The sequence below is a fragment of the Sphingobacteriales bacterium genome (genome assembly GCA_016706405.1).
Lineage (GTDB): Bacteria > Bacteroidota > Bacteroidia > Chitinophagales > UBA2359 > BJ6.
The window spans coordinates 204,975-231,317 of the sequence record JADJJT010000001.1 but is presented as its reverse complement, the minus strand read 5'-3'; the positions used below and the strand labels follow the sequence as shown (position 1 = coordinate 231,317).

At 40.4% G+C, this 26,343-nt stretch carries 19 protein-coding genes and 1 pseudogene; 12 read left to right on the top strand and 8 right to left on the bottom strand.

Going from position 1 to position 26,343, the window contains the following annotated elements:
- Positions 1 to 89 precede the first annotated feature (89 nt).
- On the top strand, positions 90 to 1,448 hold the full coding sequence (mtaB, locus tag IPI59_01015; protein ID MBK7526151.1) for a tRNA (N(6)-L-threonylcarbamoyladenosine(37)-C(2))-methylthiotransferase MtaB: 1,359 nt from the start codon (positions 90 to 92) through the stop codon (positions 1,446 to 1,448).
- Positions 1,449 to 1,492: 44 nt separating this feature from the next.
- Positions 1,493 to 2,568: pseudogene (locus tag IPI59_01010) on the top strand (flotillin-like FloA family protein).
- A 71-nt stretch (positions 2,569 to 2,639) separates the two neighbouring features.
- Here the strand turns inward: IPI59_01010 and IPI59_01005 are convergent.
- Both IPI59_01005 and IPI59_01000 read right to left on the bottom strand, forming a co-directional pair.
- Positions 2,640 to 5,504, bottom strand: coding sequence for a hypothetical protein (locus IPI59_01005; protein MBK7526150.1), 2,865 nt, complete (start codon positions 5,502 to 5,504; stop codon positions 2,640 to 2,642).
- A 63-nt stretch (positions 5,505 to 5,567) separates the two neighbouring features.
- The gene (locus IPI59_01000; protein MBK7526149.1) at positions 5,568 to 6,926 is read right to left on the bottom strand and encodes a DUF21 domain-containing protein; all 1,359 of its coding nucleotides are present in this window, start codon (positions 6,924 to 6,926) and stop codon (positions 5,568 to 5,570) included.
- A 492-nt stretch (positions 6,927 to 7,418) separates the two neighbouring features.
- On the opposite strand from IPI59_01000, the gene IPI59_00995 reads away from it, so the two are divergent.
- The 5 genes from IPI59_00995 (at position 7,419) to IPI59_00975 (ending at position 13,206) form a co-directional block, all read left to right on the top strand.
- Positions 7,419 to 8,558 carry a helix-turn-helix domain-containing protein gene (locus IPI59_00995; protein ID MBK7526148.1) on the top strand — a complete coding sequence of 380 codons (1,140 nt, stop codon included), beginning with the start codon at positions 7,419 to 7,421 and terminating at the stop codon, positions 8,556 to 8,558.
- Positions 8,558 to 9,694 (top strand): hypothetical protein, encoded by a 1,137-nt coding sequence (locus IPI59_00990; GenBank protein ID MBK7526147.1) that lies wholly within the window; start codon positions 8,558 to 8,560, stop codon positions 9,692 to 9,694. Before IPI59_00995 ends, IPI59_00990 begins: the two co-directional genes overlap by 1 nt.
- 4 nt (positions 9,695 to 9,698) lie before the next feature.
- The gene (locus IPI59_00985) at positions 9,699 to 9,893 is read left to right on the top strand and encodes a hypothetical protein (protein ID MBK7526146.1); all 195 of its coding nucleotides are present in this window, start codon (positions 9,699 to 9,701) and stop codon (positions 9,891 to 9,893) included.
- A 4-nt stretch (positions 9,894 to 9,897) separates the two neighbouring features.
- Positions 9,898 to 11,718, top strand: a complete 1,821-nt coding sequence (locus IPI59_00980) for a hypothetical protein (protein ID MBK7526145.1) — start codon at positions 9,898 to 9,900, stop codon at positions 11,716 to 11,718.
- Between the two features lie 489 nt (positions 11,719 to 12,207).
- Positions 12,208 to 13,206: a ribonucleotide-diphosphate reductase subunit beta gene (locus IPI59_00975; protein MBK7526144.1), complete on the top strand. Its 999-nt coding sequence runs from the start codon at positions 12,208 to 12,210 to the stop codon at positions 13,204 to 13,206.
- Positions 13,207 to 13,272: 66 nt separating this feature from the next.
- Here the strand turns inward: IPI59_00975 and IPI59_00970 are convergent, their stop codons facing one another.
- Positions 13,273 to 13,920: a TIGR04282 family arsenosugar biosynthesis glycosyltransferase gene (locus tag IPI59_00970; GenBank protein ID MBK7526143.1), complete on the bottom strand. Its 648-nt coding sequence runs from the start codon at positions 13,918 to 13,920 to the stop codon at positions 13,273 to 13,275.
- 147 nt (positions 13,921 to 14,067) lie between these two features.
- Between IPI59_00970 and IPI59_00965 the strand changes: the two genes are divergently transcribed.
- On the top strand, positions 14,068 to 15,267 hold the full coding sequence (locus IPI59_00965; protein ID MBK7526142.1) for an arginase family protein: 1,200 nt from the start codon (positions 14,068 to 14,070) through the stop codon (positions 15,265 to 15,267).
- A gap of 127 nt (positions 15,268 to 15,394) precedes the next feature.
- Here IPI59_00965 and IPI59_00960 read toward each other — a convergent pair whose 3' ends face one another.
- The 4 genes from IPI59_00960 to IPI59_00945 all read right to left on the bottom strand — a co-directional run bounded on the left by IPI59_00960 (position 15,395) and on the right by IPI59_00945 (position 19,826).
- Positions 15,395 to 15,967: a GNAT family N-acetyltransferase gene (locus IPI59_00960; protein MBK7526141.1), complete on the bottom strand. Its 573-nt coding sequence runs from the start codon at positions 15,965 to 15,967 to the stop codon at positions 15,395 to 15,397.
- A gap of 226 nt (positions 15,968 to 16,193) precedes the next feature.
- The gene (locus IPI59_00955; GenBank protein MBK7526140.1) at positions 16,194 to 17,270 is read right to left on the bottom strand and encodes a Fic family protein; all 1,077 of its coding nucleotides are present in this window, start codon (positions 17,268 to 17,270) and stop codon (positions 16,194 to 16,196) included.
- Positions 17,271 to 17,574: 304 nt separating this feature from the next.
- Positions 17,575 to 18,513, bottom strand: coding sequence for a flavin reductase family protein (locus tag IPI59_00950; GenBank protein ID MBK7526139.1), 939 nt, complete (start codon positions 18,511 to 18,513; stop codon positions 17,575 to 17,577).
- 41 nt (positions 18,514 to 18,554) lie between these two features.
- Entirely contained in the window at positions 18,555 to 19,826 is a 1,272-nt protein-coding gene (locus IPI59_00945) for a geranylgeranylglycerol-phosphate geranylgeranyltransferase (GenBank protein MBK7526138.1), read from the bottom strand.
- Between the two features lie 176 nt (positions 19,827 to 20,002).
- On the opposite strand from IPI59_00945, the gene IPI59_00940 reads away from it, so the two are divergent.
- The 3 genes from IPI59_00940 (at position 20,003) to IPI59_00930 (ending at position 23,299) form a co-directional block, all read left to right on the top strand.
- Entirely contained in the window at positions 20,003 to 21,148 is a 1,146-nt protein-coding gene (locus IPI59_00940) for a diphosphomevalonate decarboxylase (GenBank protein MBK7526137.1), read from the top strand.
- Positions 21,149 to 21,328: 180 nt separating this feature from the next.
- On the top strand, positions 21,329 to 22,228 hold the full coding sequence (folD, locus tag IPI59_00935) for a bifunctional methylenetetrahydrofolate dehydrogenase/methenyltetrahydrofolate cyclohydrolase FolD (GenBank protein ID MBK7526136.1): 900 nt from the start codon (positions 21,329 to 21,331) through the stop codon (positions 22,226 to 22,228).
- Positions 22,229 to 22,384: 156 nt separating this feature from the next.
- Positions 22,385 to 23,299: a pyridoxal-phosphate dependent enzyme gene (locus tag IPI59_00930; protein MBK7526135.1), complete on the top strand. Its 915-nt coding sequence runs from the start codon at positions 22,385 to 22,387 to the stop codon at positions 23,297 to 23,299.
- On the opposite strand, the gene IPI59_00925 is transcribed toward IPI59_00930, so the two are convergent.
- Positions 23,278 to 24,582: a DUF2851 family protein gene (locus tag IPI59_00925; GenBank protein MBK7526134.1), complete on the bottom strand. Its 1,305-nt coding sequence runs from the start codon at positions 24,580 to 24,582 to the stop codon at positions 23,278 to 23,280. The two genes, IPI59_00930 and IPI59_00925, sit on opposite strands and share 22 nt — an antisense overlap.
- A gap of 322 nt (positions 24,583 to 24,904) precedes the next feature.
- On the opposite strand from IPI59_00925, the gene IPI59_00920 reads away from it, so the two are divergent.
- Positions 24,905 to 26,341 carry a hypothetical protein gene (locus tag IPI59_00920; protein ID MBK7526133.1) on the top strand — a complete coding sequence of 479 codons (1,437 nt, stop codon included), beginning with the start codon at positions 24,905 to 24,907 and terminating at the stop codon, positions 26,339 to 26,341.
- The last annotated feature ends 2 nt before the right edge of the window (positions 26,342 to 26,343 follow it).

Sequence of the window (26,343 nt, the reverse complement as noted above, 5' to 3'; positions counted from 1 at the left end):
AAACAAACAAAGATACGCTTTTTTTGCCTGCATAGCCGCCCTTAATGGTTTGCTACCACCAAAATTACCGTATTTTTGTGCCTACTACTATGCACACTGCCAACCAACATAAAACCATAGCTTTTTACACTTTGGGCTGTAAGCTAAATTACAGCGAAACCTCGTCGTTAGGACGGTTGGTTAACCAGGCGGGTTTTCAAATTGCTGCTTTTCATGAGGCGGCCAATGTATATGTAATTAACACTTGTTCGGTAACCGATAATGCCGATAAAAAATGCCGAAAAGTAGTGCGCGAAGCGCTTAAATACAACCCCAACGCCTTTATAGTAGTGATAGGCTGTTACGCCCAGCTAAAACCTACCGAAATTACCCAAATTGAAGGGGTTGATTTGGTTTTGGGCGCCGCCGAAAAATTTAACTTGCCTGCTCATTTAACTACCTTAACCAAACAACCAAAAGGGCAAGGCCGCGCCGTAGCAGGCCATATAACCGAAGCTAATTTTTTTGTCGATGCCTTTTCGATTGGCGAACGCACCCGCTCATTTTTAAAAATACAAGACGGGTGCAATTATAAATGCGCCTTTTGTACCATACCCTTAGCACGTGGCAGCAGCCGCAGCGACTCGGTAGCTAATATTATTAAAAATGCCCACGAAATTGCCGCAATGGGCGTACAAGAAATTGTGCTTACCGGTGTAAATATTGGAGATTATGGCCATGCTGTTTTTTCCGGAAATCCGGATGAGGCCGCAGTATTGTCCTCTAATTTTTTCGATTTAATTAAAACTTTAGATGCCGAAGCGCCGGTTCCACGCATCCGGATATCTTCTATTGAACCCAATTTATTAACCGACGAAATTATTGATTTTGTAGCTGAATCGCGGTGCTTTATGCCTCATTTTCATGTTCCGCTACAAGCAGGTAACAACCAAATCTTGCAATTTATGCGCCGCCGCTACCAACGCGAGCTTTATGCGCAGCGAGTAGCCCGCATTAAACAACAAATGCCACACGCCTGCATTGGGGCAGACGTAATTGTTGGCCACCCCGGCGAAACACAAGCACATTTTTTAGATACCTATAATTTTATTAACGAGTTAGACGTATCGTATTTACACGTGTTTACCTACAGCGAGCGCCCCAATACCCACGCACTAACCTTAAAACCGGTAGTGCCCGCCAGCCAACGCCAGCAACGCAGCCAAATGTTGCATATTTTAAGCGACAAAAAACGCCGCTTTTTTTATGAACAACACCTTAAAACAACTCGCCCGGTACTTTTCGAGGCCGAAACAGACGGCCAAACCATGAACGGCTTTACCGACAATTATATTAAAATAACCACCCCTTACGACCCACTTTTAGTAAACGAAATCACCACCGTGGGCTTACACCAAATTGCCCCCGATGGCACTGTTTTAGTCGAAAACGAAGTAGGGGTTCTATAATTTTTTGTTTACTTCCTAAACGTTAACATTTCTAACATAAACCCATGGATAATATTGTTAATTTACTACTTGCTTATGGCCTACCCATTTTGCTTATTGCCTTAGCTGTGTTTGTGCTTTTTTATTATGTTCCTATGGGTTTGTGGCTGGCAGCATTTATGTCGGGGGTAAATATTTCGCCGCTGCGTATGTTAAGTATGCGTATTAGAGGCGTACCGCCCGATAAAATAGTGCGAAGCCTTATTACTGCAAAACAAGCCGGATTAAATGAAATAACCAGCTCTTCTTTAGAAAGTCACCACCAGGCAAAAGGAGACGTAGATAAAGTGGTAAGTGCTATGGTGGCAGCAAAAAGTGCTAATATTATAGGGCAAATTCAACAACAATTTAGTTTGCCTACCGAATACCAAGCGCAGCTACGCTTATTTGAAATACTAAAAGCCATTGATTTAGCCGGGCATAATGTGTTGGAAGTAGTGCAAACAGCCATTAAACCAAAAGTAGTTTTGACTACAACAGTGCGAGGGGTTGCCAAAGATGGTATTGAGCTAAACACAGAAGCAAAAGTTACTATCCGCGCGGAACTTACCCGCTTTTTAGGCGCGCCGGGCGAAGAAACCATTATTGCCAGGGTTGCCGAAGGTATCGTAAGCGAAATAGGCTCGAGCGAGCGCCACAGCACTGTACTTGAAAGCCCTGAAGTTATTGCCGATGCTGTTGAGCGCGATTATTTTTGTGATAAAAATACCGGATACAAAATTTTATCAATAGACATTGCAACCGTTAAAGTGGGCGATAATATAGGCACCCGCCTTCGCCGCGAAGCCGATGCAGTAGCCCGCTTAGAAGCCGAAACACAAGCCGAAAAAAGCGCTTAGAAGCCATAGCCTTAGAACAGCAAATGAAAGCAAAAGCCCAAGAAGCCCGTGCCAACGTAATACAGGCCGAAGCCGAACTGCCGCTGGCAATGGCCGAAGCCCTGCGAAAAGGCCAACTTGGTGCACTTGATTTTTATCGCCTGCAAAACCTAAAAGCCGATACCAATATGCGCGAATCTATATCGCGCACCACCACAGACGGTAGCAACAAAACCCCCTACAGCGATACCTCTGGCGATTGATTTATTTATTTCTCCGATGGATAATCCCCCATTCGTAGTGCTACCCTTTATTATTAGGTTTTTGTTGTAAATTACTGTCCGGCGCCCCAAATAAAAAATTGGCCGCTACACCGAAAATTATTCTCTGCGGCAAATATTGCATAAGTATAAAAACCATTGGCGGGCAACTCAATATTGTTTAAAGCAGTACTTGTATTTTGTTGTAATTGTAAGTTTTGGCTAAAAACTGTTTGCCCTAATTGGTTATATATTTGTAGTTTTGCAAATATAGGTTTTGTAGGCAAGTATGCCGATGTTTGCAACTCCCACGCTCTATTATTGTTGTTTGATATTTGCAAAGTACATGGGCAGATGCCCAAAGCGACATCCTTATTTTTATCCGGAAAAATGGTTATGCCGGTACTAATCTCCGGAACGGGCAAAGCTTTAGTGGTATAAATATGGTATTCGCCCGGATTTAAGGTTATAGTAGCCGTTAAATCGGTTACGTTTATAGTTGTGCCGGTAAAATAGTCGTACCAGATGCCTGTTTGGTTAAAATTAGGAACAATATTGCCCACTTTTATATCAAAATTGCCTATTACCACCACATCCATACTTGCGTGGTTTAAATTGATGCGCTTTAATGCCCCCGAAACACTTTGCTGCACGGTAGCTTCGGGGCTAAATGCCGGTTCGGTTTGGCGCAAATGGTTAAGGGCGGCAAACACCTGGTACAAGCGGTTACGTTTTGGTTCAGCAAAATAATCCCATTTTACGGGTTTAGGGCAAAGTTTGCAATCGTATTCAATGCTATAATCGTAGCCCAGCTCGCCAAATTGCCATATCATTTTTGGTCCCGGAATGGCCATAAATAAACTTGCTGCGGCCTCCATACGTGCTAATGCCGTGCCAATTTCCTTAGCCGAGTAGTTTCCTGAAATTGCCCCGTATTGTAAGTTTTTATACATTAGCCGTTCTTCGTCGTGGCTTTCCATGTAGGTAACTAAATTGGGGTTAGCCCAGCCGCGCTGCCCATAGTAAGCCCAGGCAAGGTCGCTTTTGCCGCTGTTATTATAGCCCATTGTCGCTTCGTTGTAAGGGCTGTTCATATTGCCCCACAAGTAAAAACCGTACTCGGCCAAGGCTTTTTCTTCTTTGTTTTCGGCAAAATGTTCTAAAATTAATATAGCACTGGGGTTTATTGCCCAGCAAGTATCGGCGTAGTTTTGCAAAATTTTTATCCGGGATTCGTCATATTTAGCCCATTCGTTTAAATTGCCCAAGGTATTTTTTTGAGTCAATCCTTTGCTTAAATCAAACCTAAACCCATCCACTTTAAACTCGGTGAGCCAGTGGGTTAAAACCGCCTCAAAATAGGTAACTGTGCAGTTGTTTTCGTGGTTAAAATCGTTCCCCACGTTAAAATCATGTTTGGGAGTAACGTTAAAATAGGGGTTGTTATTGGCGGGTTTATCGCCGTTGTACCACATTTGCGCCAGCGAACTTTGCCCAAAAGCATGGTTTACCACAATATCTAAAATTACAGCTATACCGCGCTGGTGGCAGGCATCTATTAATTTTTTAAAAGCGTTGGGTGTGCCGTAAGCCTTATCTAAAGCCATAAAATACGAGGCATTATAGCCCCAGCTATCGTTGCCTTCAAACTCCATAACCGGCATTAGTTCGATGGCCGTAACACCTAAGTTTTGCAGATAGTTGAGGGTGTCTTCAATAGCTTTAAACGAGCGTTCGGTGGTAAAATCGCGGGTTAGCAGTTCGTAAGCCACCATATTTTGTGGATTTTTGGGCTTAAAATTGGGATACAACCAATTATAGACGGGTTGTGCGGTTTGTAACACGCTAACTAATCCGGATGTTTTGGTAAAATTATACGGTTTTAAATCCGGATAGATTGCTGCATCAATGGCGCCATCGTTCCATTTATCTAAAATCATTTGTGCATAAGGGTCGGCAACGCGCAGGTTTCCGTCAATTAAAAATTGGTAGCCGTAGGCTTGTTGGGGCGTTAAATTGGTTAAAATTGTCCACCAGGTAAACCCGTCGGTGTGGCGTTTCATATAGTTATAATCGCTTGCTACCCAGTTATTAAACTCGCCAATGGCAAAAACATGGTTTTTGTAGGGCGCATAAAGTACTAAAGCTACGCTTGTATCGGTTAGGTAGTTTACCCCTTGATGAAGGCCGGCGGGCATGGCTTCGTTGGCAACAGGTGGGCGCACGTAAAACGAGATGCTGTCGGTTACGGTAGCGGTATCGTTTTGGGCAACAGCCTTTAACCAGTGTAGTCCGTAGTTTTCGGCGGCGGCATAAGTTTGGGCTAGGGTATTGTTTGTGGTTTTGTCAAGCAGGTTGCCGTTTAAAAATAGCTGCAAATTGTTTGCAAACGAGGCGCTGGCACTTAAATTAATGGTGGTATTTGGCTCAACAATTGTAGGCTGGGCATAAGGGGCGGTAATTTTTACGCTTAACTTAGCGTTTTGCTCAACCTGATAAAAAATATCGGTACCGCCATCTCCTTTGCCCTCTAAATAGCCGTTGCCTACCAATTCGCCGCTTCTAAAAACCAAGGCAATTTGCAAAATATCTTCCGAGGCGGGTACGCCGTAATAGGTGCGCAAATCGGGTTCAATAATTAGCTGCCATAAATTGCTGCCAATACTCTTTAGCTGGGTAGCGGGTGTATTTTGCCCCCACGAGGTTTTAACGTACTTCCAATCGCTGTTATTAACACTTTTGTTAGTAATTACGCCGGTATGTGCATATATGGTTCCGGAATAATTTTTAAGTCCGGCGCTGCCTTTACTGGCATCAAAAACTATTACAACGGCATCATTGGCAGTTGGAAAAGCGGGTTGTACCGTAATTACCTGCGCCCTGGCAATAGCGGTGGCCATTAAAAAAAATATACATAAAACAAGGAAACGGTTTTTCATAAATGGGTTTTTACTGTAAAAACTATGGCTTGGCTTGCCTTAAAAAGAAAAGATAACGGCTAATTATTTAGCCGTTTTTATCTTAATTTTAAGGCGCAAAATTCGGGTTTCAGATTTTTCTAAAACGGTAAATTTAAATTGTTTGTAGGTAAACGTTTCGTTGGGTTCGGGCAGGTATCCGGCTAATTGCAGTACCAAGCCCGCTACCGATTCATAGTCGCCTCCCAAGTCGTCAAACTCGGCTCTATCAATATTCATAATTCGGGCGGCATCTTGCAGCGAAGTTTTGGCTTCAAAAACGAAGGTGTTGCTGTCTATTTGTTTGTGTTTAATTTCGGCCACGTCAAATTCGTCGTTTATATCGCCTACAATTTCCTCTAAAATATCTTCGAGGGTTAGCAAGCCCGAAGTAATACCATATTCGTTTATTACAATGGCAATATGAATATGGTTTCGTTGCATTTGACGCAGCAGGTCGGCTATTTTTTGAGTTTCGGGTACAAAAAACGGAGGGCGCAACAAGACATGCCAATTAAAGTCGGGAGGCTCGGACAGGTGGTCGAGCAGCGCTTTGGCGTATAAAATGCCGGTAACATGGTCAAGGCTTTGGGTGTAAACGGGAATTCGCGAGTAGCTATTGTCCACAACTTCGGCCAGCAGCGCTTCAAAATTAAGGTTGGTATCAAGGGCAAACATTTCGGTACGTGTCCGCATTATTTGTGCCACATAAATATCGTTAAAGGTTACCAAACCCTTTAGTAAATTAATATTTTGCGGGTTTACGTTTTCGCTTCCGGCAACGCGGTCTAAGGTTGAATCAATGTCTAAAGGTTCGTTGGCCATTGCGTTATTAATTCGAAGTTCGGCCCACTGCATGGCTTTTTCGAGCAGGGCAGCAAAAGGCAATAAAATTTTGCTAACTACTAATACCGGATTGGCTGCCGCCTGCGCCAAACGCAAATGTACCGATTGGTTGGCAGCTAACAGCCGAGGCAATAGTTTAGTAAACAATGCCAATAAAGCGGCCACAATAAGGCCATAAAGCACCCAATTATACCAATTTAAAGGTAAAGGATTTGAAAGGGCTAACGCCTCGAACAACAACACAGCAAAAGCGGCATTACAAAGGTACTGCGCAAGCAACAAATTAGCTAAAAGGCGGTAGGGCTTTTCAAGCAGCAAGCGCAAAGTTTCGTTTTCGGCGGTTGGCTCTTTGCGCAGTTGCCTAAGCACATAGGGCGAGAGGCCAAAAAATGCAATTTCGGCAAAAGCAAGGGCAGTACTAAACAGCAGCAGCACCAAAGCGGCAATCCACCATCCGGGCCAAATATAGTAGTAAAACCAAGCTAAATTTATAGGTAAATGATAGGACAAATTAGGGCTAAACGCCCATCCTAAAGGCACATCTGACAACGCTTCCAAAACCAGTTAATAAGTTTAGGTACTAAAAGTTACACTACATATTATATAATGTATGGCAAAGTTACAATTTTTTTGACACAGGCTAACAAGGCTATACCCATACAGCTTTATTTTAGCTTGCAAAATTAGCCTTACGAATGCAGTAGCAAAACGGCAGTTTAAATAATTTATACCGCAAAAGCGCAATAACCCAAAGCAAAACAGGTGATATTGGGTGTGGTATGCGACTGTTCTCATATCAAAATTTTGAATAGACAATTGAGCACCTGACAACTTGCGGCAAAACCGATTAGCTATTTGTAACAAAATTATACGAGTTGCAAGCAAACACTTAAAGCCAACGCTATTTCACCCCATTTAATTTTGCCCCAACAGCACCAAAACCCTCCACGCCCTAAATTTATTTAAAATTTTTGTAAAAAATTTGTATCAATTTGTATCATTGTATTATCTTTGTGATACTATTTGATACTTTTATAAAAACAACAAAATATGGCTTACAAAAAAGCAATAGCAGAACATGGAGAAGAACTTTTGACTATAAAAGAAGCAGCCGAATTGCTGAAAGTTTCGGAAATTTCTGTCAAACGATACATTTCAAAAGAAGTTATTCCATCTGTAAAAATTGGGGGGGCAAGACGAATAATTAAAAATGATATTTGGGACAATTTCGTTGAAAAAATTCATGAAGAACATAAAACGAACATAGTTGCAGAACCACAATCACCCTATTTGGTTAAACGAGAAATTGAAAAAGAAGAAAAGAAAACCAAGCTTGGTTTTAATGGACTAACACCAAGTGAATGGGCTTTGCTTTCAAAAAATGTTGTGTGCGAAGATGACGTTTTAAATCCTGTTTGGAACGACCTTTCATCGCCAAGAAATAAATACCAACTTGAACACGGAGCAGTTTATCCGGTAAAACTTGCGGAACGACTAATTAAAATGTATTCGGCAGAGGGCGACACAGTATTTGACCCGTTTTTGGGAATTGGCTCTACAATTATCGCAGCTCAAGGATTGAATAGACACGGAGTTGGGACAGAACTCAATCCAAAATTCGCAAACATTGCCCAACAATGGCTTGACGATGTGCAAGGACTTTTTGCAAACAACCACCACTATAAAATAATAAATGACGATTGCCGAAATATGCTAACACATATTCGCAAAGACAAAATTCAACTTACAGTTACTTCGCCACCTTATGCAGACTTTATTCAAAAATCTTTGAAAGACCGTGCAACGGTTCATAAAACATCAATTATCAAACACGAAAATAACAGCACTGTAAAACAATACAGCGAACACGAAAACGATTTTGGTAATTTGCCATACAAGGATTTTTTAAAAGGCATCAAAAAAATTCTCAAAGACAATTTAGAAATTACAAAAGCAGGTGGTTATTCGTGTTGGGTTGTGAAAGATTACAGAGATACAAAAAACAAAATTCCTTACATTCCTTTTCACTCCGACCTTGCAAGAGTTGGAGAAGAATCGGGTTGGTTGTATCAAGATTTAATAGTTTGGGACCAAACAGGGCAACGAAGATTAGTGTTGCTTGGCTATCCAAGCGTATTTTATGTAAATCAAAATTGTTCATTTATTGTAGTATTTAGAAAGCCGAAATAATGATGCCACAAACAAGAGAAACACAGTTTAGTTTTAATGGCGAGGATACTTCGTATCTAACACATTCTTTGCACCCTTACCCTGCAAAGTTTCCGCCACAACTACCGAAAAAAATTTTGAAAGATTATGCTTTCAAAGGACAAACTGTTCTTGACCCTTTTTGCGGTTCGGGAACTACGTTGGTTGAAGCAAGAATTTTTGGAGCAAACGCAATCGGTGTTGATGTAAATGGGCTTTCTGTTTTGCTTTCACAAGTGAAAGCCACACCATTAACCAAGCAACAATTTTCAATGGTAAAAGAGTTTATTTCAAAAATTGAAAACGAAATTCCGAAATGGAAATCTGAAAAAAGACCAAAAATAAAAATTAAAGAAATTGAGGGGCAAGAGCACTGGTTTCAATCTAATGTTTCGGAAGAAATAACTTTTTTGCTTAACGAAATCTCAGAACAAACAGATACCGATATTGAGAATTTTTTGAAAATTGTTTTGTCTTCAATCATTGTAAGAGTTTCTAATCAAGACAGCGATACAAGATTTGCAGCCATTGAAAAAAATATTACTAACGGCTACACTCTTGACACATTTTGTAAAAAAGCAAAAGAATATAATTCCCGAATGGCTGAATTTTCAGAGCTTGTTCACGATACGACAGAATTGCATTTACACAATGCAGATAGTAGAAATTTAGATTTTATTCCTGACAATTCCATTGACATTATTATTACATCACCACCTTATGCAAACACTTATGATTACTATTTGTATCACAAATTCCGCAAACGTTGGCTTGACCTTGACGTAAAATTTGCACAATACAATGAGATTGGTTCAAGGCGTGAGTATTCAAGTTTAAAAGAGAAAAAAGAAAAATGGAATGAAGATTTGATAAAATGTTTTGCAGAAATGCAAAGAGTTTTGAAACCAAATCATTTTGCGTTTATCGTAATTGGCGACAGTGTAATAAAAAAGGAATTGATAAAAATTGAAAGAGAAATTTCCGACTTTGCACCGAAAATCGGATTTAAAGTGAATGAAATTTTATCTTCCGATTTGTCAAAACATTCAAGAATTTTTAATCCTACTTACGCCCAAAAAGGCAAAAAAGAACATTTAATTATTTTACAAAAAGTTTAAAATTATGGATACACTATCAAAAGTTTATTTGTTGTCTTGGTTAAGCAATGGTGTTGCTAATCCCGCAGGCATTTTTTCTTCTATTAACGAAATTAAAGAAGCCTTAAAAGTGCGTTTTGACTTTATAGGCGAAATATTACCAATAGAAAATGTTGATTATAAAATCAATGAATTTCAATTTGGTTTAATTGATGATTAAAACAATGAATGAAATAAGGCTTTATTACGAATGTTTGGAACAGGGCAATGATTATTTGTTGCCAATGATTAGCGAAGTTGTTCCAAGAGGAACGAACATCAAACTTGTGAAAAGACCAAAGAAGGCAAACCAATTTCCAAGTGGGGCTTTGTTTTCAATAATGTCTTTCACTACGCCAGACGCTTTAATTATAGCAGTAAAAAACGGAATTGAATATCCGTTAGCAATTATAGAATTTACCGAATGCGTAAAAACGGAAGACCACGAACTACAACGCAGCTATGGGGCGACAGCATCGTATCTTTCCGAAACTTTTTACATCAAAATTTCGGGATATAAAGAAAGTGAAAAAGCTTTTGGCGGAGCAGAATACAACCCGTTTTCAACACCCAAAATATTGATTGACCAATTCGGTTATGAAGGCTACATTATTGCAGACTGGGGAACAGAAATAAACAACAAATTTACTTTGCAACGAAATCCAAATTTTCCATCTTGCCCACCCGAAATTCCGATTTTAAAAAGCACAATTCAAGCAATTGTAAAAGCGTTTTTGAAGTCAGAGAAAAATTGGTTTGAAAATTCAATCAAAGAATTAAAACAAACTACAACTTACAAAACTTATCGTAAAGCAGTTGATAAAGCAACAGGTGCAAAGGAATTATTGGAAACGTGGAAAAACCGGAGAGCAACCAACTTAAACAAGTTGCGTTACTTCGTAAACAAAGATTGGGTTGGTGCAAAAATCAATCGTTTCAGCCACGCAATGGATCCTGACAGGGGAATTTTGAATTTTATTTCGTTTGTGTTTTCAAAAACGCACAAAATTTTCGGCATTTACGCTTTGGTTCGTCCGAGAGGAAATGAAATTTTGAAAAAAGATTTGGATAGTTTGGCAACACTACGAAGCAAATTAAAAGAAGCGATTTCCAAAGACAGTGGTGGTGTTCCAAGTTGGTTTACAGAGGAGTTGATTAAAGCTGCGAAAGGTGCAAAAACACAAAACGAAACAATCAACTTTCAATCGGTTTGGGAAAAACACAAAAACAAAATTTCGGACAACAAAGTTGTTGCTACAATTGCGTTTTTGTTAGACGGAATGTATCTCAATCACAACGGAATTAAACTTATTTGGGACAGACGAAAACTTTTAGGTAACGGAAAAGGCGAAATGCTTGATTTACTAAAAACTTATTTTTCATCTACAAAATTTACAAGTGCTTCCGCACTTGTTGAAGAAAGCAACGAAGTTGATGAAGATGAAGTAACGTATGCGATTGCTCACAGAGTTTTAATTCCAAACAAGTTTAAAATTGTTTCAATTTCTTATCCGGGTTCGCAAGGTGGCGGAGCAATTTTGCCCAATCCCAAACTTGGAAAAGCACAACCTCGTGAATATCCCGACATTATTGCTTTGCCACCAAGTAAAAACGCAAAAATTGATGTGCTGCTAAACGAAAGTAAAGGAATGTTCAGACAAGCCGTCATTGAAAACGACACCGCAAAAATCTTGCGTTACAAAACGGACAAGAAATTGCAAGAAGCGTTGAAAGAAACTTTGGTAGTTGCACAAGTAATTGATAAAAACGACAATGTTAGGAATATAATTATTGGCGTAGCGTTTGGCGTAAAATCAAACACACCAACAACTTGGAAACCTGACGAAGTTGATTTTATTTTTCGCATTACCGACAGAAAAAAATGGGCAATCGGAATTTTTAATCAAGCATTGAGAAATTTAATTCCGAAAATTGAGGGCAATACAAAATTTCCTACAGTGTATAAACTTGCACCCAAGCAGACAGACACCAAACAAAAATATTAAACTTTTGAAATGATAATTAACGAACGATACGACAGCCAACGGTTTTGGTAGCACATTTGCATTTTTCTAACCGCACAAAGCCAAACTAAAAATGCAAAAAAACCACCAAACAAACGCACAACACGACACGAAAAACAACACGACCGAAAGAACCACTACCGATATCAAGGGTATTGCCAAAATAACGGCAGAAGTACTACTGTAAAACACTTGTGCTAGGGTCAACAGTTGTTTATATATTTAACTTTTGCACCATAAGTCTGCCGCTTCAACAATTCTCAAGCCAATATTAGATAATTTTTTGTTTGGAGACGTTTAATGTGAAAACCAATATCCGGAAAAAAAACTTTGCCTTTATTTATTTTATCCGGGTGCCTTTGCGCCCACTAAGTTCTTCCCGGATAAAAATCTGTTTAAGTTTAAAATATTGGTATTTTGTTCTAAATTTGCCGGCCATTTTACTAATTTTTTTTTAACACAATACTATCAATGAGTAACGCCAACCCATTTGAAGGATACAACCAAAACGAACCACTATTACAAGAAAATAAAGAGCGTTTTGTACTGTTTCCTTTAAAATATGACGATGTTTGGGAATTTTACAAAAAAGCAGAAGCCAGTTTTTGGACAGCCGAAGAGCTTGACCTTGCCCAAGACCTAACCGACTGGGCTAAACTAAACGAGCAAGAACAACATTTTATAAAACACGTATTGGCTTTTTTTGCCGCCAGCGACGGTATTGTAAACGAAAATTTGACGATAAACTTTATGAAAGAAGTGCAAATACCCGAAGCACGCTGCTTTTATGGATTTCAAATAGCCATCGAAAATATCCACTCTGAAACATACAGCCTTTTAATTGACACTTATATTAAAGACCCCGACGAGCGCCGCTACCTGTTTAATGCCATTGAAACCGTGCCCTGTGTAACTAAAAAAGCCGAATGGGCATTGCGCTGGATTGAGTCGGCCCCTACTTTTGCGCATCGGCTTATTGCCTTTGCCGCCGTAGAGGGTATATTTTTTAGCGGCAGTTTTTGTGCTATTTTTTGGCTCAAAAAACGCGGACTAATGCCGGGCTTAGCCACCTCGAACGAGCTAATTAGCCGAGACGAAGGCCTGCATTGCGATTTTGCCTGTTTGCTTTATAGTATGCTTAAACAAACCCTGCCCGAAGCCGAAGTACATAAAATTATTGCCGAAGCGGTTGAGTACGAACACGAATTTGTTGCCGACTCTCTGCCGGTATCGTTAATTGGTATGAACGCCGACTTAATGAAACAATATATTTGTTTTGTTGCCGACCGACTTTTGTATGCGCTTAATTGCAAAAAATTATACAACGTTACCAACCCATTTGATTTTATGGAGTTGATAAGTTTGCCCGGAAAAACCAATTTCTTTGAACGCAGGGTATCGGAGTATAAAAAAGCAGGCGTAAACACCGACCCCACCAAGCAGGTTTTTATTACCGATGATGAGTTTTAAAAAACAAAGCCCCTCTTTATTTATTTATTTCTTAACTACCAAATTGGTATAAGTTGGCATTTTTGCTTACGCTCCTTCTTCTTTTTCATTCCCTGTCCACTGTATCCAATCGTCCCAAGTGTCTATATCGGCAAGCGTAGGCAAGTGGTGAGGTTTTATGTTTAGCTGTTTGAACCGCAGTAGGGTTTGCTCAAAAACGACAGCTGTGCCCCACGGTATATTATTAAATAAAATCGCCAACTGTTCTGTTGGCATACTGCCGTTGATGCCCAGTAAATAATAACCGCCATCGGCGGCGGGGCCTATAACTGCCTTGTGTGTAAGCAGCGCCTTAAAAGCAAGTTGCAAGTGATTTGGTGTTAAATAAGGGCAATCGCTGCCAATAATGCAAACCCGTTGGTGTTGGTTATTGGGGGCAAATGCCTGCTCGAAAGCAGCCTGCATACGCGCGCCTAAATTAGGGTTCGGTATTTGTTGGGCAAGTGCAAAGGGTGGTTGGGGCAAAGCTTGGTTTGGAAAACCTCCGGCAAAGCACAGTAGCCGGGTATCAATAAAATTACATTCGGCAACCATATTTAAAGTATAATCCAATAAGGTTTTATAAACTTGTAATGCCTTGTGAATGTCCTGAGTGGCGGCAATACGGGTTTTAACTTTTCCTAAAACGGGGTTGCGGGCAAATACTATTAAACAGTTTTTTAGTAATTTGGGCATTGGTTTTTTTCAGATAAAACAAATTAAAGCAAATATAGACCTTTTATAACAGTTTGACCGTTTATATGATACTTCCGGAGAAAATGCCTGTTAGCTGCCACACATATTTTTTGCCCGCATTACCATTTTCCGGATTAAATTTGCCCCATGTTTCAAACATTATTATCGCCTATACCTGCGCACTTAGTAAACTTAGCCAATAATCTTCCTATCAATCAATGGGGCAGGCAGCTAATTTTACACCGCAACGAAAATGATTTAAACCATATAATTCAACAAGAAAACATACGTTTGGCCATTGTTGGCGTTTGCGACGACCGCTTTAACAACCCTGCCGGATGCCACGATGCCCCCAACGCCATACGCCAGCAACTTTACCAGTTTTATAACTGGCTGCCTAATTTTAAAATAGCCGACTTAGGCAATATTTTACCCGGCCAAACCCTGCGCGACACCCAAATTGCCTTGCGCGAAGTAGTAGCTCACTTAGTTGTGCAAAATATAATAACCGTAATTTTAGGGGGTACAAACCATATCACATCCGGACAATTTATGGGGCATCAAAACGAATCGTTATTAAATATGGTTGTTTTTGATGAAACTATTGCGTTGTATGCACCTGTTTTTCCTGAAGATACCCCCGCCGAAGGCAATCTCGAACCAACATGGCTGTTCGATGTGCTAACAGCTAAAAACAACAATCTATTTAATTTTGCCATTTTGGGCTATCAGCGCCATTTGGTTGACCCTAAGGTAATAGATACACTCGAAAATTTGCATTTCGATTGTTATAATCTGGGGCACTTGCGCCAACAAATTGAAGAGGCCGAGCCTATAATACGCCACGCGCAAATGGTAGCTTTTAATATGGCCGCCATACAGCAAATAGATGCGCCCGCAGTAGCCAATAGCTATGCACATGGATTTAGCAGTGAAGATGCCTGCCGCCTGGCGCGTTATGCCGGATTAAGCGACGACGTTTTATCATTTGGTATTTACGATGTTTACCCACCCAACGAAAACCCAACCCACCCAATTACTGCGCAATTAGCAGCGCAAATGATTTGGTATTTTGCCGAAGGCGTTAGTGTGCGGCGCAACGATACGCCCAACGCCCTTAACGAGCACGATTTTTTAGAGTATATTGTCCACTTTAAAAACTCTGACCACCGCTTATTATTTGTTAAAAGTAAACGCACAGACAGATGGTGGTTAAAAATACCGATAAAAAACAAGGGGAAAACAGTTTTTCATTATGTGCCATGCTCGTATGCCGACTACGAACAGGCCTGCCAAGACGATGTGCCTAACCGATGGCTTAAAGCGTGGTGGCGGTTAAATGGTTAAACAATCCGGAGGAATAGGATTTGAGAGGAAAAAATCCGGAAAGAAAACTGCGATAAAAGCCTAACAAAACGCCTACAAAAAATTAGTCGGCCTCGAGGAACGGTAGGTGGCAAAAGTATTGAATGTATCAATTTCGGGGCTTTTTATTTCTCATTTGAAGGTGTTCCATAACTTTACCAACAAAAATTACTTCATCAACAATTTCAAATCCTATTTTCAAGTACAGTTGCTTAGCTTTAGGATTGTTTTTGTCCACAAGTAAACCAAGCGTTTTATCTCTTTGATTGACATATTCGTGGATTAAAAATTGTAATATTTTAGTGCCGATTCCTTTTCCTTGTTGATTGGGATTGACCCCTATGCAATCAATGTAATATTCACCGGACTGCGTTTCATCTTCAGGCGCGAAATCCCTGTTAAACATTGCTTTTATTGTGTTTGCAACTGGTTTCCTTAGTTCTTTTAGTTTTGCGCCATCATAAACAATTGCAGCAGCGACAATTTCATTTTCGGTTTCTGCTATCCAGCAATTTTCATACGAGTATTGATTGCCTTTTTCTTGGATTAAACAATTCAAAAAATTGACAGCTTTTACGGAGGAGTTTTCTCCTATGAAATGATAAATTATGTCATTCATTGCCAATAAAATATAAGCAGCAATGATATTAGAATCTTCGACTTTTGCCTTTCTGATTAACATTCTCCTCCCTTCTTTTAGGTTAAAAAATCATTATTTGTTGGATGTATCATAAATGGGTTTGCGCTTGTTCCTTCTGCTACCATATTATTTTTTTGGGTTTTATAAAATCCGGAGGAAAGAGAGGTTGGGGGGGAATATCTTTTGCCATTTCTACGCTGCCAAATCGCAGTTTTTAGGCAATTTGACGAGCTGCGTGTAGGTACCAAAGGTTGCTAAGCAGTGAAGTTTATTCTTTTTTTTCTATTGATATATATATGGTTCCTCTGTTTTTTCCTATCGAATTTATCATTTTCTCATTTTTTAAATAGATCAAATCTTTTTTTATGGTATTGATGGATATTTCAGGAAAAGCTATATCTAAATCTGCAAGTTTTACTGGCTCATTGTCGTCTATATATTTCTTAATAAGCTTTTGCCTGTCATTTAAATATCCGCCACGAGTTTTAAAAATATCATATTTTTTTTCTAATCGCTGTATCAATATTTCTAATGATTGTAAAAAAAATAAAAGCCATAAATTTATTCGTTCCTTCTCGCTGTACCTATCTTTTTGGCCATCCATTAAAGCCTCGTAATAAAGCTTTTTTTTCTGTTCCAGAAGGCTTTCAAAAGATACGTACAAAATAAATTGATAATCTTGTTTTAGTAGTAAACAGGTTGTTAATAACCTCGACAACCTGCCGTTGCCATCTTGAAATGGATGGATTGACAGAAACTCATAAATAAATAATCCTATAACTATTAACGGATGTATTTCTTCTAATATAAATTGCTCATTCGCCCAATTAATCAAATCATTCACTTCTGGTTCTACTAAATGAGGGGCAGTCGTATTAAAAATTATCCTTTGTGTTCCGTCGGGGTAATTTGCCACAACAGTATTTGGCAAATTCTTATATCTGCCTCTATGTCTATCATCTTTCTTACTGTATTTTAATAATACACTATGAAGGTGTTGTATGTGTCCTTGTGTAAGTTTAATATCTTTAAATGATTCATATATTAATTCCAGAACTTCATAATAGCCAAGAACCTCTTGTTCATCGCGAGTCTTTAGGTTTGTAATTTTAATATTATCAAGTAGTTCTTTTACTTCCGAATCACTCATTTTTGCCCCTTCAATTCGTGTTGATGAGCCAATACTTTCAATAGTAGCAATCCGCCTAAGTTCCTTTAAATAAATATTTTCTTTTTTTTCAATAAGGTTCCATTTTCCTTTAAAAGAATCGGTAAAACTTATCAGCTTGACGATTTGCTGATTAGTTTTGAAATCAAAATTTAGCTTTTGTTGAAACTTATCCATTTTGTATCTTTAATTTATCCATTTCAAAATTACAAGGGTCTGGAAAAGAGTGTTAATTTTCGACAAATTTAGGTAATCAGTTTGAAGTAGGGGCAATTTTGAGGCAATGTTTTTTTGTGTTTAATAAATCCGGAGGAGTAGAGGTAAAAAAATCCGGAAATTGGCTATAGTGCGCTAATATATTCATCAGAATAGCTTACGAATAGGGTTTATTACCTCCATTTGCTAAAACCCTCGAAAAGTGGATGCAATTTAAGTGCCCACATATAAAATAATTTTAGCAATTTATAAGAAAATTGGGTACTTAGTTGCTTGTAATAAAATTAGTAACACTATAATACAACAGCCATGCCTCGCGGTTTTTACCCGCATCGAGCAGGGTTTTAAGGGCTTGGTGCAGTGCGGTTGTGCTTTGTTTGGCTTGTGCTATGGTTGCCTGCCCTTGTGGTGTTTGGCTATATATATCAACATCGGGCGGGGTGGGCAAAAGGTTGGCCTCTACAACGGCTAATTGTGCCAAATTATTGGCTGTTAAAATATTGCTGTGCAGCAGGCTGGCAGGCAGGGCATCAAAACCAATGCCTTGCCCAACTGGGCGGGTAACTTCAAACAAGGCATTTCCGTAGGCTTTACTGTAAAAATTACTGCCCAACCGCGCTACTAACTGAAGTGCGTGCTGGTTTACTTTTCCATCCGGAAACAAAATATAATTGGCTAAATGTATGCGCACTACCTCGCAAATAATTAAGTTTCCGGCACCGCCTTTATTTCCTAATTCAATAATATCGTTCACAAGGCACTCGAATTGAACCGGCGACTCGGCAACGCGCGCAGGCTGCACCACTTCAGAGGGTACAGGTGTAAGTCCGGTTTTTACAAACTCGTTTACCTCGGCAGGGTACATGCAACTGCTTAACGACACTTGCTCGACCATGTCGAAACTCACCATATTTATAACAACCTGCGGTACTTGGCGCACATTTAACAGGGTATCTTTAGGCGCGGCGGTGCGCCCCGATAAATTGGGCGAAAAAACTAAAATTGGGGGGGTGGCGCTAAATATATTAAAATAGCTGAACGGGGCTAAATTGGGTTGCTGGGCATTGTTTATACTGCTAACCAAGGCAATAGGGCGCGGCCCAATGGTGCTGGTAAGCAGGGCGTAAAGTTGGGGGGTTTCTAACTGTGCCGGATTATAGGTTGTAATGACTGGCGAAAGGGGTGGGGGGGGTGATAAGGCCATGGGCGAACAAAAAAATTAATTCCGGATATACTACTGATTTGTTATTTTTTAATTTGCGAAGAGTCGGTAACACCGTTAAATAAAAACCGATTAATAGATTGAATAGATTCGGCCGGAACTTCTATTTCTAATTTATCTTGGGTGTTAAATATTATCGAGTCTAAATTGGCGGTTGTGTCTGTTTGGTGTGTATTATTGCCTTGGTTATTATTATTGTCAAAGCCTACGGTAACATCGTCCACATGTACGCCTTTGGGCAGTTCAATAGTTCCGGGCTGGTAGTTAATGGTAGTTTTAAAATAGGGTAAGTACAGCAGCCCCAAAAACATAACCGCTTTAAGCCAGTGTGTTAATTTGCGCAACTCATCTTTTTGCCGCGCCGTACGCAACTTAAATATTACATAGCCCAAAATAAACTGCCCAAACAAAGCCACAACAGCCGCTCCATATTGTTGTAGTTTAATTTGCGCCAACTGAAACTTAAACAGCAAATAAATAACAAATATCAATACTGCCGAGGTCAATAAATTGCTAATAGGAATTCCATATTTAATGGCCAAACTGCTGTATCCGGCTTTTAAGTCGCCCTCATAGTCTTCGGCATCTTTAATCCACTCGCGGGCAAGCGTTACCAAAAAGGCAAAAAAGGAAAACCCGGCGATAATTTCCATAATTAAGGCCGAAAATTCGGGGGCTTTTATTTTGGTAGCGTTAACGGCTTGCACCTCCAATCCGGTTAAATTTTGAAATCCTGTGCGCAACATACCCATCAAATCAAATTTTAAGTACCGCAACAGTTCAATCTCGTAAAATGCAACCATAAATATAGACATGGCTATAACGCCCGCCACTAAAAAATTGCCCCAAAGCAGCACTTTTTTAAGTTTAGCACTATAAAACCAAAGTAGGGCAACGGTTAATAACTGCACCGTTACCAATATAGGCTTGCCCATAAACAAGGCGCAGGCTAAACCAAAACCGATGCCTATGGCGTTAAAAATCCAGTACCAAATGAATAGGGTTTTAGCCGTTATTTTTCCGGATGTTAAACTGCGATATGGCTTATTAGTGGCATCCGACTCAAAATCGAAATAGTCGTTAATTAAAAAGCCAGCAGCAGTTATTAAAACAGTCGAGAGTACTAATAATAAAAATTGCCACCCCGACAAAGAAGGTTCGGCAATAATTAGTTGTGCCTCGTTGCTAATCCAAGGCTGGTATAAAGGCAAAATTACACAGTAACGTATTAGCAACTGAACAGCAGCCACTATTACCAAATTTGGCCATCGAATAAGGCGCAAAAAAACCATCATTAGTATAAAGTGAAAGTGGTTTTGAGGGGAGATTGGTTTGTTTTTTAGTATGCGAAGGCAAAAGTAATGCTTTTTTGCAGCAAATTAAGGATAAGACTTATCCATTTGTTACACAGATGGGCAATATTAAAATTATGCGGTGTAAAAAACGTACCTTTGTCGCGAAAATTTTTATTATGGTTTCATCGCATTTTCCACTATTTAATATTTCATCCGAGTTTTTATCGGCTAAACACATACAACAATTACCGCCGGGTGCTATACGATGGCAAAGCCCCTCGAACATTGCTTTGGTTAAATACTGGGGCAAATATGGGCAACAATTGCCGCGCAATGCCTCGGTAAGTTTTACCCTGTCGCAGGCCATTACCGATACCACTTTATATTATAGCCCCAAAGCCTCAAACAAAGATGGTATTAGCTTAGCGTTTAGTTTTGATGGGCAACCAAACGAAAAGTTTGCCACTAAAATACAGCAGTTTTTAACGGAGATGCTGCCTTATTTTCCTTTTTTATCCGGATTAGACCTGCGCATCGAAACCCATAATACTTTTCCACATTCGTCGGGCATTGCCTCTTCGGCATCGGGGTTAAGCGCGTTGGCTTTGTGCTTGTGCAGTTTGGCGCAGCGTGTAATAACAGCAGGGCAAACCAACGGCAATGACAATCAAAACCAAAGCCAAAACATGGCTGCCTTTTTACAGCAGGCAAGTTATATAGCCCGCTTAGGGTCGGGCAGTGCTTGCAGGTCGGTTTACGGTTTGGCAGCTATATGGGGGCAAACAGCCGCCTGCCAGCCAGCACATAACGAGTATGCTGTGCCTTATGGCCACGCCTTAGCACCTATTTTTACCAGCTTTCATGACGATATTTTAATTGCCAGCCGCACCGAAAAAAAAGTATCAAGCCGCGCCGGCCACGCCCTAATGGAAGGCAACCCCTTCGCACCGCTCAGATACCAGTTGGCCGAGCAAAACATGGCCTTGCTGTGCCAAGCGCTGCAAAATGGCGATTTAGATACTTTTATAAATATTACCGAAGCCGAAGCCCTAATGCTACACGCTTTAATGATGACCTCGAACCCATCGTTTATTTTGCTTGAGCCTACTACTTTAAGCATGATTAATTTACTGCGCAATTTTAGGAGTGATACTAAAATTCCGGTTTGTTTTACCTTAGATGCCGGACCTAATTTACACGTTTTATATCCGGATGCCTATGCCGCCGAAGTTCAATCGTTCATCAAAACAAATTTACAACCCTTATGCCAATCCGAAACGGTATTGGCTAATGTGCTGGGGCAGGGGCCGGTTTTATTATAGTTGGGCAGCAAAGCTGCCGCACAATTTTTTTGCTCCTTAAGCCCTCGGCCTGTATCATAAAATAAAAAGCAAAACGAGTGTAAATTTTGCCTTATTTTGTTGTACTTTTGTGTGCGTTTTACACCAACAACTATTTAATTGATTACTTAACAAAACAACAAAAAAACCATCGCTTTATTTATGCAAATTCTCGATGGCAAAGCCATATCAAACGATATAAAAAACGAGTTGCGCCAGGCAGTAGCCGATATTGCCCGGCAAGATGGAAAAATTCCACATTTATGTGCCATTCTTGTTGGCGACAACCCCGCAAGTCACGCATACGTTAATAACAAAGTGCGTTTTTGTAAAGAAGTTGGTTTTGAGCATACCGTTATCAGGCTGCCCCAAACCACCACTCAAGCCCAACTAATAACACAAGTTGAGCGCCTTAACCAAGCAAGCAATATAGATGGGTTTATTGTGCAACTGCCCCTGCCCGCCCATATTGATGCCGACACCGTTTTACAAGCCATTAACCCCGATAAAGATGTAGATGGCTTTCATCCGGCAAATATTGGCCGCATGACGCTGGGGCTTCCTTCGTTTATACCGGCAACACCAATGGGTATTTTAGAGCTTTTAAAACGCTATAATATCGAAACATCCGGAAAACATTGTGTTGTTGTAGGCCGCAGCAATATAGTAGGCACACCCATGAGCATTTTACTATCGCGCAGCAGCAACCCGGGCAACTGTACTGTTACATTATGCCACAGCAAATCGGGCGACCTTAGTTTATACACCAAACAAGCCGATATTTTAATTGCCGCCATTGGCAAACCTAATTTTATTACCGCCCAACACGTAAAACCCGGTGCCGTAGTAATTGATGTAGGCATTAACCGCATAAATACTGACGACAATGGTAGTAAATTAGTAGGCGATGTTGATTTTGATGCCGTTGCCCCACTTTGCAGCTATATAACACCCGTTCCCGGAGGGGTTGGCGCCATGACGGTGGCTGCCCTTTTGCTAAATACTTTGCGTGCCAATAAATTAGCTGCCGAGCGCAAACAAGCATACGCAGCCGTAAATTAACTAAACCTTATATTTAGAGGCTTAACCGCAGTTAGTTTAGCGCTATTCGCTGAAGAACAGCAAAAAACAACAAAGCCGCTCCAAAACATCCGGATAAAAAGCAAGCAATAACACTTGTATTTAAAGCGATGCTTGTATTTTTGCAAATAAAATAATATGTTGTCGTTAAATTTGCCCTCGCCAATACAATTATTGACGCACCCCATTTTTGACGCACACCAATTAACCGTTCACATAAAACGAGACGATTTAATTGACCCAAACATATCGGGCAATAAATGGCGTAAATTAAAATACAATTTACAAGCAGCACAACAACAAAACTGCAACGCTTTAGCCAGTTTTGGCGGCGCCTACTCAAACCATTTAAGGGCGGTAGCGGCAGCAGGTGCAGGCTTGGGCTTGGCTACTTTTGGCTTTGTGCGCGGCGAACCCAGCGCAATTATAAACCAAAATTTAAGGTTTTGCCAACAAGCGGGCATGACGCTTTTTTATATTGACAGAGCTACTTACCGCCAAAAATATTATCCGGATGTTTTTAGCCAGCTACAAGCCCAAATTCCGGAAAATTTTAACCCCTATTGGTTACCCGATGGAGGCTCAAATCATTATGCGGTTAAGGGCTGCGCCGAGTTAATACCCGAAATTACCCAGCAATTAGGATTTTGCCCTAATTATTTTGTTTGTCCGGTAGGTACGGGCGGCACGTTGGCCGGCTTGGCCACTGCACTTGATGGCCATCAGTCTGCTACCCGTGCCCTTGGTATTGCAGTGCTTAATGATGGTAGCTATTTAAAATCTTTAGTTGATGCGCTATTGCTGGGTTACAATAATAAAGGCTGTGATTTCACTATTTTTGACCAGTTTACTTTTGGGGGCTATGCCAAAACAAACGATGAGTTATTGAACTTTATGCGCCTGTTTGAGGAAACTTATGCCATTCCGCTCGATTTTGTTTATTCCGGAAAAATGGTTTACGGCGTTTTGCAACTCGCGCAACAAGGCTATTTTGCTAAAAACAGTTCTTTGGTGTTGCTACATACCGGCGGTTATGCCAATGCGGGGTTGTAATTAATTATTTGATGCCCAAAGGCACAGTGCAAACATTTTTTGGTATCGCAATAATACTTTTTTAGTTGGATCATGGCTTGCGAGTCGGCGGCGTTAGTAGGTTTCCAGCCTAAGTTTTGCCAAATTTGGGTAATATGATTTTGTTCGGGGGGCAGTTGGTGTAGCCAATTTAGGGCGCGTTCTTCTAAATGCGGCATTGCCCTAAGCCGACCGTACAAAAAGACCAAAGGAACCAAGGCGTTAATTATTACAATTTCGAGAGTGGCTTGTCCGGGCGTTTTAAGTTTGGCGGCACTTGGTTTGCCCAAAACGTAATGAGTTTGCCAATACTCGCTGGGAGCAATAGCTAATAATTCAAATAGTTCTTGTATTGTTTGGGCGGCAATAATTTTATCAAAAAGTTGTGGTTCATGTTGTATTAAAGCGGCTAACTGGGCTATGCGTATGGTTGGAGAATTAAGTGGGCGCAAACCTTTGGTTTTCCAAATTTTAGGCATTAACGGCGTTAGTTGATATTTGTTTTTTAAGGCTTCATATTCGCGCAGCAATAAGGCAACGTAAGGGTCGGTGCGGGTAGTGGCGGCTGTGGGCGGCAACAATTGCGCTTGCCCTAATAATAGCGCCTCTAATTGTGGTGCTTGGGTTGGTTGTTGCCGCAATAAAGTCTGATACGGTACACTTCGCACCAGCATTTCCATTTGTTGGGCATTAAGGTTGCCCCCCAAGGCGCGCGCAATGGCTTCGAACAGGGTTATTTGCCAGTTATTTTGGTTTAAATGCAAACTTTGTTGTAAAGGCTCCATTTTTTGCTCTAATCTTTCAATCAGTAGGCGCTCTGTCCATTGCAGGCGTTTTATAGCAGGTATTTCGGCAAACAGGTTTTGGCACGGAATAGTTGTTTTTGCGGTATGTAATTGCTGAAAACGGGCATAAACTTTGGGATTTATACGCCCCTCTAAAGCTAACGTAGGTATAGACTGACCTTGTACGTTAGTTACGGGCGGTACATCGGCATTAAATACCAAGTGTAAAATAATATTTTGGTAAGCAGCATCGTTTTGATGGCCGTGTTTAAACCAGTCGGAGGTATTGACGTGTATTTCAATGTTTCCGGCCCAGGTGGTACTGCCAATTTTAATACGGGCATTAAAAAAATCGGGGCCAGACGTTTTGTTTTCCCATCCGGGGTGTTCAATAACTAAGGGTTCTCCAGATGTGGTGGTCAAATGTGCCCGGTCAAACAAGCCAAACTTCCAAATATAGGCTAAAAATGCTTCGTTCATAAAACAAACAACAATTAGATTAATAAAGGTGGGGGCTTATTTTGGGCAAATATACCTAAATTAAACAAGATGAAAAAAACGAGCTGCCATACCAAGTAAAAACAGAGAAAAATTATCCGGATAACAGGTTTTTAAAATCTTTCCGGATAAAACTAAATACAGGCAGCCGTCTCTTAATTTAAAAAATAGTTTAAAACTATAATTCTGAAAATAAAATACAAAATTTACATAGTTCAGCCCAAAACATTGGCTACCTTTGCATTATTACCTGTTCATTAAACACAATTTTAAGCAAAACAATTTGCCGTTTTAAAAAATCTTTATGCATTTTGTTGACAATTACGAATTTACTGTAGTTGATATTGAGGCTACGGGCGGTAGCGCCCAACGCGACCGTATTACCGAAATTGCCGTTTACCGTTTTAATGGCAACACTATTACCCAACAGTTTTGCACGCTTATAAATCCGTCTGTACTAATTCCGCCGTTTATAACCCAGCTTACCGGCATTACCAACGAAATGGTTGCCAACGCCCCCACGTTTGATGCAGTAGCGCAAGAGTTGTTAAATATAACGCAAAATGCCATTTTAGTTGCCCATAACGCCCAATACGATTACGCTTTTATTCGCTCGGAGTTTAAACGATTAGGTATTGCCTTTAACATGCCCAAACTATGCACGGTAAAACTATCGCGCGAGTTGTTGCCCCACCGCACTACTTTTGGCTTAGATGCCCTTTGCACCGACCTTGCTATACCCTTAGACGACCACCACCGCGCTTATAGCGATGCCTTAGCTACCCTGCATCTTTTAAAATATTTATTTGCACACGAAAAAGCGCATCATTGGGTAAACGAATTGGTTTTTAGCCAAAGTGTTTTTCAAAAATTGCCCCCCCAAATTTCGGCACAACATTTGAACCAAATACCCGAAGAGCCTGGCAAAGTTTACTATTATAATCAAAAAGGTAAAATTATATATATTGATGCCAGCGCCGATATTCGCCGCGAAACGTTTAAAACATTTCGCAACCCTAAAGCGCAACGCCGCGAAAATATTGTTAAACATGTAAATGAAATAAGTTGGGAGGTTTGCGGTAATACTTTAATTGCCGAGTTAGAACAGTTAGAAGAAATTAACAAGCATCAGCCAAGTTTTAACCGGATGGGTACAAATATGCCGCATTTTGGTATTTTTAAATCTACCAACTCGTTTGGATACACCCAGTTAAGAATATCGCCCTTAGACAAGGCCGCCCGCCCGCAAGAAGCGTTACAGCAATTTAACCGCCGCCCCGATGCCGTAAAATACTTAGAGCGAAAAGTGCAAAAGCACAATTTGTGCCCGGCCTTATGTGGCCTCGAGCGGCCATTAAATTCAAAGTCGGGGTGCAGTAGTTTTCATTTGGGGAATTGTTTAGGTGCTTGTTGTGGCAAAGAAAAAGCGCGCATTTACAACCATCGCTTAAAAAAGGCTTTGCGAGGCGAGTTTTTTCAAGATATTAATTTTATAGTTATTGACGAAGGTCGCAGTTTCGATGAAAAATCGGCTGTATTGGTGCAAGATGGCCTTGTGGTGGCCTTTGGCTATTTTAATCCCAACTGGCTTAATACCCCCTATGCCATTGCCGAGGCATTGCCCAAGCGCAACCACCACCATTTAATGGAAAAAGTGGTTAAGCGCTATTTGGGTACACAAGCTACCGTACAAGTAATACCTTTTATAGAAAACGAAACGGCAGACTACGTAGCGGAATAGCA